The organism is Mycobacterium ahvazicum (assembly GCF_900176255.2).
Classification (GTDB): Bacteria; Actinomycetota; Actinomycetes; order Mycobacteriales; family Mycobacteriaceae; genus Mycobacterium; species Mycobacterium ahvazicum.
In genome coordinates, this window is record NZ_FXEG02000005.1 from 183,988 (window position 1) to 195,832 (window position 11,845).

At 66.6% G+C, this 11,845-nt stretch carries 12 protein-coding genes; 3 read left to right on the forward strand and 9 right to left on the reverse strand.

Annotation, left to right across the window (positions count from 1 at the left end; genetic code table 11):
- The first annotated feature begins 66 nt into the window (after positions 1-66).
- The 3 genes from MAAFP003_RS21875 to MAAFP003_RS21885 all read left to right on the forward strand — a co-directional run bounded on the left by MAAFP003_RS21875 (position 67) and on the right by MAAFP003_RS21885 (position 3,266).
- Positions 67-522 (forward strand): lipoprotein LpqV, encoded by a 456-nt coding sequence (locus MAAFP003_RS21875; RefSeq protein WP_207768590.1) that lies wholly within the window; start codon positions 67-69, stop codon positions 520-522.
- A gap of 121 nt (positions 523-643) precedes the next feature.
- Positions 644-1,669, forward strand: coding sequence for a patatin-like phospholipase family protein (locus tag MAAFP003_RS21880; RefSeq protein ID WP_096289806.1), 1,026 nt, complete (start codon positions 644-646; stop codon positions 1,667-1,669).
- A gap of 238 nt (positions 1,670-1,907) precedes the next feature.
- A complete protein-coding gene (locus tag MAAFP003_RS21885; protein WP_207768591.1) occupies positions 1,908-3,266 on the forward strand; it encodes an aminotransferase class I/II-fold pyridoxal phosphate-dependent enzyme in 1,359 nt (452 codons plus the stop codon).
- Between the two features lies 1 nt (position 3,267).
- Here the strand turns inward: MAAFP003_RS21885 and MAAFP003_RS21890 are convergent, their stop codons facing one another.
- The 9 genes from MAAFP003_RS21890 to MAAFP003_RS21930 all read right to left on the reverse strand — a co-directional run bounded on the left by MAAFP003_RS21890 (position 3,268) and on the right by MAAFP003_RS21930 (position 11,797).
- Positions 3,268-4,137 carry a patatin-like phospholipase family protein gene (locus MAAFP003_RS21890; RefSeq protein ID WP_096289807.1) on the reverse strand — a complete coding sequence of 290 codons (870 nt, stop codon included), beginning with the start codon at positions 4,135-4,137 and terminating at the stop codon, positions 3,268-3,270.
- Position 4,138: 1 nt separating this feature from the next.
- Positions 4,139-5,029 (reverse strand): class II glutamine amidotransferase, encoded by an 891-nt coding sequence (locus tag MAAFP003_RS21895; RefSeq protein WP_096289808.1) that lies wholly within the window; start codon positions 5,027-5,029, stop codon positions 4,139-4,141.
- A 30-nt stretch (positions 5,030-5,059) separates the two neighbouring features.
- Positions 5,060-5,533, reverse strand: coding sequence for an SRPBCC family protein (locus MAAFP003_RS21900; RefSeq protein WP_096289809.1), 474 nt, complete (start codon positions 5,531-5,533; stop codon positions 5,060-5,062).
- Between the two features lie 46 nt (positions 5,534-5,579).
- Positions 5,580-7,214 carry a long-chain fatty acid--CoA ligase gene (locus MAAFP003_RS21905; RefSeq protein WP_096289810.1) on the reverse strand — a complete coding sequence of 545 codons (1,635 nt, stop codon included), beginning with the start codon at positions 7,212-7,214 and terminating at the stop codon, positions 5,580-5,582.
- A 133-nt stretch (positions 7,215-7,347) separates the two neighbouring features.
- Positions 7,348-8,502: a YncE family protein gene (locus tag MAAFP003_RS21910; RefSeq protein ID WP_243394172.1), complete on the reverse strand. Its 1,155-nt coding sequence runs from the start codon at positions 8,500-8,502 to the stop codon at positions 7,348-7,350.
- Between the two features lie 423 nt (positions 8,503-8,925).
- Positions 8,926-9,696, reverse strand: a complete 771-nt coding sequence (locus tag MAAFP003_RS21915; protein WP_096289811.1) for an alpha/beta fold hydrolase — start codon at positions 9,694-9,696, stop codon at positions 8,926-8,928.
- Between the two features lie 270 nt (positions 9,697-9,966).
- Entirely contained in the window at positions 9,967-10,737 is a 771-nt protein-coding gene (locus MAAFP003_RS21920; RefSeq protein WP_096289812.1) for a DUF427 domain-containing protein, read from the reverse strand.
- Between the two features lie 7 nt (positions 10,738-10,744).
- Positions 10,745-11,017 carry a DUF6295 family protein gene (locus MAAFP003_RS21925; RefSeq protein WP_096289813.1) on the reverse strand — a complete coding sequence of 91 codons (273 nt, stop codon included), beginning with the start codon at positions 11,015-11,017 and terminating at the stop codon, positions 10,745-10,747.
- 12 nt (positions 11,018-11,029) lie between these two features.
- Positions 11,030-11,797, reverse strand: a complete 768-nt coding sequence (locus tag MAAFP003_RS21930; RefSeq protein ID WP_096289814.1) for a dienelactone hydrolase family protein — start codon at positions 11,795-11,797, stop codon at positions 11,030-11,032.
- Between the last annotated feature and the right edge of the window lie 48 nt (positions 11,798-11,845).

An 11,845-nucleotide genomic window follows, 5' to 3' on the forward strand; every position in this document is an offset into this window, starting at 1 on the left:
GGCCGACAACACTCGCAAAATCCGAAGCGCTCCATCACGGCCGCCAGTGTTGCATAGATTGGGGCGGTGTGGTCGTGCAGTCACCGCCCCCGGCGCTGGGGAACTCTCGTCGTGGCGACCGGTTTGATCGCCGCGCTTTCGGTCACCGGGTGCTCATCGGGCGGTACCCCCGCCGGCAGGGTCACGTCGTCGGCTCCGCCGTCGTCGGCCGGCCCACCGGGCAGGGCCTCAGCGCCACCGGGGGTAGTCGGCCTGTCCCCCGCCGGGGTGACAACCAAGGTCGATGTCCCCGCGGAGTCGACCGAAGAGGAGTACTACCAGGCCTGTCATGCCGCAAAAGTGTGGATGGACACGCGGCCCAAGACCGGGGAATCCCAGTTCGAGCCCTATTTGGCGATGCTGCAGACCGCCCCGGCAGCCACCGCGGGCAGCTGGAACACCAGGTGGGTGGACTTGACGCCGGCCCGGCAGGCCGCGGTGATCACCGCCGCGCGGGCGGCTGCCGACGACGAATGCGGCTAGCGGCCACCGACGGGGGCTCGAACTCCTGCGCAATTGCGATCTCCTGCGCAATTGCGATCACGGATGAAAAAAGTGCCGCCCCGACCCGGCGAGGGCCGGTTCCGGCACGCAAAATGTAGGGGTGTCTGGCGAAGCCGTTGCGCGTCGATCCTCACCTACCCGGGTCGCCGTGGCACTCGGCAGCGGTGGTGCCCGGGGGTATGCCCACATCGGGGTCATCGAGGCGCTGCAGGACCGCGGCTTCGAGATCGTGGGGATCACCGGCTCGTCGATGGGTGCGATGATCGGCGGTCTGCAGGCCGCCGGGCGGCTCGACGATTTCGCCGACTGGGCGAAGTCGCTGACGCAACGCACCATCTTGCGACTGCTCGACCCGTCGATCAGCGCGGCGGGAGTGATGCGGGCGGAGAAGATTTTGGAGGCGGTGCGCGACATCCTGGGCCCCGTCCGGATCGAGGAACTGCCGATCCCCTACACGGCGGTGGCGACCGACCTGCTGGCCGGCAAGTCGGTGTGGTTTCAGCGCGGTCCGCTCGACGAGGCGATCCGGGCATCCATCGCGATTCCGGGGGTGATCCCTCCGCACGAAGTCGGCGGCCGCCTGCTCGCCGACGGCGGCATCCTGGATCCGCTGCCGATGGCCCCGCTCGCGGTGGTCAATGCCGACCTGACGATCGCCGTGAGTGTCAGCGGCAGCGAGGCGATCGCGAAACGAGAACCCGAGCCCGGCGCCACCGTCGAGTTACTGAATCGCATGGTGCGCAGCACAACTGCGCTGCTGGACACCTCGGCGGTGCGCTCGCTGCTCGACCGGCCCACCGCGCGAGCGGTGCTGAGCCGGTTCGGTGCGGACACCTGGACGGAGGACTCGGGCGAGGACGACGCCGCCGAAATCGTGGGAGCGCCCGGCGTTCCGAAGCTGGGCAGCTTCGAGGTGATGTACCGGGCCTTCGACATCGCCCAGTCCGCGCTCACCCGGCACATGCTGTCGGCCTACCCGCCCGATCTGTTGATCGAGGTGCCGCGTTCGACGTGCCGCAGCCTGGATTTCCACCGGGCCGACGAAGTGATCGACGTCGGGCGGCTACTGGCTGACCAGGCGCTGGATTCACTCGAACGCGCTTCCGAGGATCCCGTCGAGGACTGATCATCCCGAGAGCCGTTGGGGCGGTTGGGATCTCCCCTACCCCGGCGCGGGCCCGTAGCATCCTAGCGTCCCGCCGCCGCGACGCCGGGCTTTTGAACGACTCCTAGAGCTTTCAGGTCTGCGACCGGCACTGTTAAAAGTCAATTACAACGCGATTCACAGGTTATTCAACACGAGACCAGTAACCTGAGCGCGCGGGCAACCTGACCTATGTCAAGATCAAATCCCAAGGAGCACAGTGACTCTCACAGCCGGCTTGCCCGAGGCCGCAACGGTCGCCGAGGCAACAGACCCCGCGACGCTGGACGGCAGCATGCAGGACTTCCGTGAACCGCGCGGCGACGATCTCGTCGCACGCGTCGACGGCTTCTATCAATGGCAGAACTGCCGGCGCGAACACGGCCTCTGGCCGTTCGGCCGGGCCACCGAAGCCGGTCCCCGGCGCCACGCCACCGTGCACGACGACGGCGGCAGAACCATGTCGGGCGTGAACTTCGCTTCGCAGGACTACCTTTCGCTCTCCGGTCACCCCGAGATCAAGGCCGCGGCGTGGGCCGCGATCGACGACTACGGCGTTCACAGCGCCGGCTCCCCCGCCCTGGTAGGCAACACGTCGGCGTCGCTCGCCCTGGAGCGCAGGATCGCGGATTTCGTCGACGCCGAATACGTCAGCCTGTTCTCCACCGGCTGGGCCGCCGGTTACGGCGTGGTCAAGGGACTGGTGCGGTCCGACGATCACATCGTCATGGACCGGCTCGCCCACGCCTGCCTGCAGGAGGGTGCGGCCGCCGCGACGCGCAATGTGCATCTGTTCAAGCACAACGACACCGCCGACGCCCGCGCGAAGCTGGAAGCGATCCGGGCGCACGACCGAGACCACGGCATCATGATCGTCACCGAGGCACTCTTCTCGATGAACTCGGACACGCCTGACATCGCCGAATTGCAAGATCTGGCACGCCAATTCGGTGCGACGCTGATGGTCGATGTCGCACATGATCTGGGCTCCGTCGGCCCCGACGGCCGCGGCCACATCGGCTTGCAAGGTATGATGGGCAAGGTCGACCTCGTGATGGGATCGTTCTCCAAAACCTTCGCCTCCAACGGTGGGTTCGTCGCGACCAAGCATCGCCGGGTGACCGAGTACCTGCGCTTCTATGCCTCACCGAATACCTTCTCCAACGCCCTGTCGCCGATCCAGGCGGCCATCGTGCTCAAGGCGTTCGACATCGTCGACAGCCCGGAAGGCGCGCAGCTGCGGCGCCAGTGCATGACCAATGTCCTGCAATTGCGGACGCGGCTGGCCGACGTGGGCTTCGAGGTCTACGGTGAGCCGTCGCCGATCGTCTGCGTCAAAATGGGAAGCGAGCGGATAGCCCGACTGGTCAGTCGGCAGTTGCACCGAAACGGGTTGGTAGCCAACCTCGTTGAATTCCCAGCGGTGGCCAAAGGCCAGGCGCGTTTCCGGATGCAGGTGATGGCCAACCACAGCGAAAGCGATATCGCCGGCGCGGTCGACAAGATCGCCGACGGTTACCGGATCGCCTGCCGCGAGCTGGAGGAACTCGACGCCGTCTCGATGCTCGAGGGCTTCTAGATCACACGCCCAAGAACCGGGCGACGGCTTGGGCTTCGCGGCGGCCCTGTTCCCGTCCGGCCACCGCTGAGCTGACGCGGCAGCGCGGGTCTAACACGTTGGGGCCGAACGCTTTCAGCGATGCGGCATCGGCGAATACTCCGAACGCGTTGCCGCCGAACGCCGCGATCTCGGCGGCCGGCCCGCCGCCGAAGGGCGATGGCGCATCGGCCGCGGCGGGCACCAGCACCACGGCCGTGTCGCAGTCGTGGGCTACGTCGAGGTTCACCGAGCGGGCCACCCCGCCGTCCATGTATCGCCGGCCGTCGACCGTCACCGGCGGCCACGCCCCCGGTACGGCGCAACTGGCCGCGACCGCATCGACGAGCTCCACCTGCGATTCGGCGTCGAAGACCGCCAATTCGCCGGTGGCGGTGTCGATCGCGGTGATGCGCAGCGCGCGGTTCGGCCAGTCGTGCGACGGCAGCCGGTGCGCAATCACCTGGCGGCGCACCGGCTCCGGGACGGTCTTGGTGCGCAAGGCCACGGCCCCGATCCGCTGCATCTGCTGACGCGTCCTGCCCAGCGAGTCGTCATACGGCTCACCCAGGGCGGCCAGGAAAAGCTCGGTGATGGTCTCGACGTCGACGCCGGAATCGATTTCGCTTGACGTCTCGGCGACTTGCCGTTCGTACAGTGTCTCCAGCGGGTCGCCGCTGCCGATCTGGGCGGCGACCGTCGAGCCCGCCGACGTTCCTACCAGCACATCCGAATCCAGCAGCAGCCGCGCCGCAGCCGGTGATTCGTCGGCAATTCCTTGCAAAATACCTGTCTCCCAGGCGATTCCGGCTATTCCCCCGCCGGCCAATACCAGCGCGCGTCTGGTCGTCATGTCACAACTTCCTGGTGTTGGGCAGGGCGTGCTGCGCAACTTCGACCGGCACACTCAGATCCTCCCGGCGCAGCAGGTGCTTTGGCGGGTCGGGCAGGATCATCGTCCGGTGGATCTGCAGGGAGCCGTCGACGTGCACCAGCTCTCCGGGGTGCAGCAGACGCCAGCGCGGGTCGTTGTCCATCGGCTCGGTGGCCAGCACCACCGACGGCCGCCTGCACAGCAGGTCGGACCGCGCGTGAATTCGCACGGTACGCAAGTCAAACTCCGAGTCGGGGTTGGCGGCGAGCTCGTCGCGCCGGTCCAGCAGACAGAGCTGGTGAGTCGCCGGGTAGCGCATTGCCCACATGTCGGTGGCGGTGCACAGCAGCACGTTGACCGCATAAATCGGCACGTTGCCCGCAAGCCGGGTCATCGCCTCGGTGATGCCGGCGGCGACGTCGCCGCCCGCCGCGCGGATCGAGGCGGTCATCAAGGCGAACACCCGCTCCGAATCGGTTTGCCCCAGCACCAAGTCTTGCGCGCCGACCGCGCGCAGCCGCGCGTCGAGGATCTCCAGTCCCTCGAGCACGCCGTTGTGCGCGAAGATCCGGCCGTCCTGCAAAAACGGGTGGGTGTTGCGGACATCGAGTGATCCGGTGGTCGCGTAACGCACGTGGGCGATGAACGTCGTACCGGTCAAGCTGTGAGCTTCGGTGGCGAAGTCGCGGTCCTGCCACGCCGCTATCGGTTCCTTGTACAGCCGCGGTTCGCCGTCGGCTTCGAAGACACCCAGGCCGGTCCCGTCCGGATTCCGCCTGCTCTGCTCGGACAGACTGTCCGGCGCGTCGAGCAGCCAGAAGGTTGCGGTGCAAGCGTGCGTCCCGGCGTGCAGGCCAAAGAGTCGACACATGGCTCGACCGTACCGAATACGGTTGCGGCCTCAGCGCGTCAGCATCCCCGACAGGTCGCTCAGGGCTTGTCGCGCGTAGCCCTGCCACATCCTGCCGAACACCGGCAGCGCCAACGCGCTCAGCGCCGAGCGCGGATGAATATCCCAGCGCCAGGTGACTTCGGTACCGCCGGCGGTCGGGGTGAAGGTCCACTCGCCCAGCACATGGTCGACCAGCAGGGCCATCGGGCCGGTGACGTCGCCGAGCCGGTAAGCGAACGATCGCGGCGGGTCGACGCTGGTGAGCTCCTCGCGCGTGCTGCCCCCGCCGGCCATCACCACGGTGCGGGTCTGGCCCGCGGCATCCCACGCACCGGTCTGGTCGCGCACCTGTTTGATCGGCGGGGAGAGCCCGTGCCGGCGGCTGAAGATTTCGGGGAGTGGCACCGGCAGCGTGCGGGGAAAGGCTTGCCCGACCGAGACCGGGATGACCAGCGATTCGGGGAAGACGCGCGAATGTGCCATGAAATCAACCTCTTTCAGCTGTCGCTCGCGAGCACGGCGCCGCAGTTCAGTCGTGCGCCTCGGTGACCTCATATCCGCTGTCGGCGTGCCGGGCCCGGATGGCCTTCTTGTCGTACTTACCCACGCTGGTGCGCGGGATCTCCTCGGCGAACGCCCAGCGCTCGGGCAGCCACCAACGAACGACCTTGTCCGAGAGGAACGTTCGCAATTCGGCCGCGCTGACCGATGCGCCCGGGTTGCGGACGACGACGGCAAGCGGGCGTTCCTGCCAGCGTTCGTCGGGAACTCCGACGACGGCGGCCTCGTGCACGTCCGGGTGACCGATCAGGCAGTTCTCCAACTCGACCGAGGAGATCCACTCGCCGCCGGACTTGATCACATCCTTGGCGCGGTCGGTGAGGGTGACGAAGCCTTCCTCGTCGATGCGGCCGACGTCGCCGGTGCGCAACCACCCGGAGTCGAATTTGGACGCGTCGCGCCCGAGGTAGTAGGAGCCGGTGATCCACGGGCCACGGACCTCGACCTCGCCCACGGCCTGGCCGTCGTTGGGCAGCACCGTGCCGTCGTCGGAAACGATGCGCATCTCCACGCCGCAGATCGGTCGGCCCTGGGTCGCGCGGATGGCCCAGTGCCGCTCTTGCGGGGTGCCGACCGGCGGCCAGGCCAGCGTGGCCAGCGGCGAGGTTTCGGTCATGCCCCACAACTGCCGGATCTGGACGTTGTACTTGTCTTCGAAGGTGCGCATCATCGACAGCGGAACGGCCGAGCCGCCGCAGGCCACCAGCCGCAGCGACGAGATGTCGTGGTCGGGATACTTCTCGAGGTGATGCATCACGTCGTTCCAGATGGTCGGCACCGCCCCGGCCAGGGTGGGCCGCAGCTTCTCGATCATGTCGATCACCGACGGGGCGTGCAGATGACGATCGGGAAGCACCAAGTCGGCCCCGGCCATCAGGGCCGCGTACGGCAGCCCCCACGCGTTGGCGTGGAACATCGGCACGATGGGCAACACCCGGTCGCAGGCCCCCACCCCGATACCGTTGGTGCTACACGCGCCCATCGTGTGAAGAAAGCTCGAACGATGGCTATAGACAACACCTTTGGGGTTGCCGGTGGTGCCACTGGTGTAGCACATCGCGGCCGCCGACTTCTCGTCGATGTCCGGCCAGTCGAATTCGGTCGGCTCGCCCTCGATCAACTCGGCATACCGCAGCACCGTCTTGCCCGACTCCTGCAGCTCCGCGATGTCGCCGTCGCCGACCGCGATCACGGTGTGCACGGTCTCGAGCTCGGGCAGTATCGGCGCGAGCAGTTTGACCAGTGACATGTCCACCAGCACGACCCGGTCTTCGGCCTCGTTGGCGACGTAGGAAATCTGCTCGGGGAACAGCCGGATGTTGAGGGTGTGCAGCACGGCGCCCATCGACGGGGCCGCGAGGTAGGCGGTGAGGTGCTCGGCGTTGTTCCACATGAACGTCGCAACGCGCTGGTCTCCGGTCACGCCCAGGCCGCGCAACCCGTGTGCCAGTTGGGCGGCCTGGCGACCCAGTTCGCGGTACGTGGTGTGCCGGTAGCCCCCGTCACCCGTGGCCGTGGTGACCGTCCGGGACCCATGGACACCGCAGCCGTGCCGCATGATCGCGGTGATTGTCAGCGGAAAGTCCTGCATCGTGCTGTCCATCGAGCTACCGCCTTACCGTCTCGGCGCTGCACCGCCTCATGGTCGGTGGGGCGAATGGTATCGCCGCGCTACGCCATCGGAAACCACATTCCCCTGACAAAACGCGTTGCACCGCGGCGGCCCGGGCGCAAACTCAGGCGAGCACGGGTTCGTGCGGTATTTCGTGCGACAGGAGGTCGGGCACCAGCCAACCGGTCGTCGACAGCTCGCCCATCACCGCGGCACTCTCGATGGCCATCGGCGTGGCCGACGCGATGGGCGTAACGCTCACCGCGCCGGAGTAGCCGGCGATGTAGAGACGCTTGCCGTCCGGGCTTTCCACCGCAGCCGACGGCTGCATCCCCGCTCCGAGTGTGGCGATCACGTCGTGGGTCAGCGTGCACAGCACGGTCACGTTGTCGTCGCTGACCAGGTAGATGCGGTCTCCGTCGGCGGACAGCGTCATCCCGGTGAGAATGCCGCCGATCTCGCCGACCTTGCGGGTGTTGGTGATCTTGTTGGTCCGCGTGTCGACGACGTCGACGACGACGCCCACCTCGGGCGCACAACTCGCCACGTAGGCGAGCGATCCATTGGGGCTCAGCGCGACGTCGCGGACGGGCAGACCGATCTCGACGGTGCCGATCATCTGCAACCGGGTCCGGTCGCCGGTGCTGCGCGTCTCGCGCCAGCTGGTGCGGGCCTGCTCGGGCTGCGCTTTGGTGCCGATCACAACAAGCCGGCCGCCGGCGGGTCCGTTGACGCCCACGTACGCCCGTGATCCGTCGGCACTGACCCGCACGCATTCACTAGTGGCCGAGTCCGCGGCCGTGATCGAGCGGACCTTACCGGTCTCGGTGTCCAGGGCGGCCAGGTTGGCAACGCCGTTGGCGTTGCGGCAGGCGTACACCCAGCGTCCGGCGGCATCGACCGCCAGATCGATGACGCTGAGCGCCAGCGGATGCGTCGCAACCACCTCGTTGGTGGACACGTCGACGACTTGGATCGCGTCAAAGGCCGTCGACACCGTGCTGAGGTACGCCCGACCCGTTCCCGAGCCGCCCACGGCGACGGTGAACGGTTCGCCGACGCCGTCGATCATGTCGACGACGCGAAAAGTCTCGGTGTCGATGACCGAGACGCTGTCGGATGCATAGTGGGTCGCCACCAACCGGCTGCCGTCGCGGCTGACTGCGATGCCACTGATCGGGCCGTTGCCGACCGCAATCTCGATGGCCACCGAAGCCATCGGCGTCGCGTCCATCTCGACGATCTCGCGGGCGGCCTCCCGGCCGTTGATCTCACTCACGTTCGCACCGCCTTCTGGTTTTAGTTCGCGGCCACGCGCGTCGCCCGGCACCCGCCCGGCGACGCGCGTGGCCGCGAACTAAAACCACATACAGCCGCAGAAATTGCGGACTGTTCGAACAAATTTTACCGCCTGAATCGTGGCCGTTAAGCATGAATTCAGGACTGTTACCCACCTCACTTTGCAGCAACTTAAATTTGTCTGCAGTACAGTTGCGGAGCGGTAGTTGAGCAAACTTCTTCATAGCGTTTGAACTGGCTATATTTACATTTAGCTAACTAACTTGTCCGGGTTGCGAGCAGTAAAAAAGTAAGAATTTCTTATCTTTTCCAGGCGAATAGAGGGAAATATCACAATACCCAAATTCCGCTTTGGTGGCGAATCATTCAATCCCTTCGTTGAGGTGCGCCAGTGCGTCGGCAGTCACGTTTGCCGGACACCCGGTCGCTCGGATACCTCGACGCCTGCGGGGGTGATCACGCGGTCGATGAAATCGACGATGGTGTGTCCGTAAAGGTCGGGGTGGGTGAAGCGGAACATGTGGCCGGTGGCCGGAAGAATCACCTCGCGAGCGTCAGGGATACCGGCCAGCAATTGCTGGGCAGCCTGAGCGCCGACCAGCTTGTCGTCCTCCGGCGTGATCAGAAGGGTCGGGGCCCGCACCCGCGCCAGCCGGTCACGGATGTCGAAGTCGATGACGGAGGTAACCCGCGCGGTGTAGCTGCGCCGGGGGGTGTTATCGATGAACAGCTGTCGGTAGTCGTCCTGGGTGTGCGGAACTGGTGCGGTGGCATCAAACTTCGAAGCCAACTGAAACGCGTGGAATCGCAGGGTTCCCTGCCGGTAAAGAAAGCCCACGGCCAAGCGCGATGCGCGAGAGGCGATTCCTTTCCAACGAGGCAGCGGGTTGGCGGCAAAGCCGCCCGACAGCAGAAGACCGACGAGGCCCGGGGGTTGGCGGGTGGCCAGCGTGAGTGAAATCACCGCACCGAAAGAATCCCCGACCAGAACGTATGACTCGAGTCCCCGCACCTGCTCGGCGACGAAGTCGGCGTAGGACTCGACGTCGGTCAGGCCCTCGGGAAGTCGCATCGTCATGATGTCGCGCCCCGCGAACGGGGCCAACTGTCGACCCTCCCACGGCGCTCCGGAGAAGCACGGGATCAGCACGAGCGTGAGTGCGCTGGTCGACATCGGCGCTTTCCTGTCTGGGCGTGCCAATACGGCTGTCGGACGCGGCGGCGAAGGCCGTCAGGTCCTTGCTAATACTTGCCGCCTATGCGGGGCGTCTGTAGGGCACAAATACCGCAGATCTGATGACCAACGTCGTCCGCGCATGACCCCATGCACATTGCGTCCCGGACGGGCAGCGCTGCTGCTGTGCCCCAACATCATTGACAACCGAGGATGGTCGGCTGCGATGTGGCCGCGAGCCGACACCCATCGGCGCGAGCCGAATGCGGGCTAGCTGAAGTGCGTGTTCGGCCGATCCAAGCTGACGCCGTCGACTGCGATGTCCAGCTTCTCGTTGTAGAACGCCACCAGCCCCGCGATCTGGCTGACCGCCGGCAGCGGGAAGTGATACGTCCAGGCGAGGTCGTCATGCACGGTGTCACCGACACGCACCGACCAGTAGCCCGACGTCACCCCCTTGTAAGGGCACTGCGTCTGGGTCGTGCTGGGTTCCAGATGTGCGAAGTCAACGTCGGTGGGATCGATGTAATACCTTGTCGGCAAACCGGTTTCGAAGAGTAGCACCGGCGATCGGGTGTCGGCCAGCACGACGCCGTCCAGCTCGACCCGGATGTGACGGTGGGAGCGCAGCGCGTCGACCCGCGAGTACGGATTGCGCGGGTGGACATAGATGGGTTCGTCTTCTTCGAACCAGCGCAACGCATCCCATTCGAAGCGCACCGTGCCGGCGACGGGGCTGTCGGCCTCGGCGTCGAACACCCGCGCCGCCGACGGATGCGTCTGGCCGGCCCCGACCACCGAGTGCAGCCGCGACGGTCCGAACTGGACCTTCTGCGCATGGTTCTCGTCGCGCAGGAATTCGGCGCGCACATCGGCCAGCGGCACGTAATAGGCCGGGTAGTAAGGGATTTCCCACACGTAGCGGGCAGCGGTCGTGTCGAACACCAGCTCGTCGCCCAGGAAACCCCGGATCCGTCGCGGCACCGGCTCGATGCGTCCCCGGGCGGCGGCCGTCTGCGGGTAGTCAGGCTCTGTCGTCATGGGTCACCTACTGGTCCTTGGATGCGAGGCCGACCGGGGCATTCGTTATCGCTTTGCGGATGGCGTCGGCCAGCGCCAGCGCACTTTCCTCGGTGAGTTCCAGCGCGACCCGCGCCGACGGACCGAGCTGTGGGTTGATCACGTCGATGTTGACCGTGTGTCCGAACGGGGCGTGGACGGGATGGTCGACGTAGACCGTCGCGCGGTCCGCGCCGAACCATCCCTGCGCGCCCTTGCCACTGCCGTCGATCTCGACGTGTTCGGTCAGATATGTGCACATAGCCTGGCGGACCTAACCTTTCAGATGCGTGGCGAAGAACTCGTCGATGCGGCGCCAGCCGTCGACGGCCGCCTCGGGCCGGTACGCCGGGCGGTCGACGGAGAAGAACGAGTGGCCCGCACCTTCGTACGAGTGGAACTCGTGTGCCTTGTCCAGCTTGGTCAGCTCGGCGTCCAGCGTGGCCACCGCGGCCGGGGCCGGGAACTTGTCGTCGATTCCGAACAGGCCCAGCAGCGGGCAGCCCAGGTTCGGCGCCAGATGCAGGATCGGTTGCATGGCCTTGGGCATGCCCTCGGGCAGATCCTCGACGACGAAGGCGCCGTAGCAGTCGACGGCCGCGTCCAGCTGCAGCGAGCAGGCCGCCAGGTATGCGTGCCGCCCGCCCGAGCAGTGCCCGATCACCCCGAACTTCCCGTTCGCGCCGGGCAGCGACCGCAGGTGCTCGATCGCGCCCGCCACATCCCCGATCAGCCGCTCGTCGGGCACGCCGCCGGCCGCGCGTGCCGCCGCGGCCGCGTCGTCGGGAGCGGCGCCCGGCGCCTCGCGGGAGTACAGATTCGGCGCCACGGTGTGGTAGCCGGCGACGGCCAGCCGGCGAACGAACTCCTTGGTTTCCCGGTCGTATCCGGGCATGTGATGGATCCAGACGACACCGCCGCGCGATCCTTCGGCGAGCGGCTCGGAAACCGGAGAAGCGCGATAGGCCTCGATCTGATCGCCACCGTGGCCGGTGATGGTGATCGTCTCCGCGCGAATGGCATCCGGGCTGACCGAGTTCATCGAGATGCTCCTTGCAGGGGCCGCCATCGAGTGCGGAGCGCGGGCGGC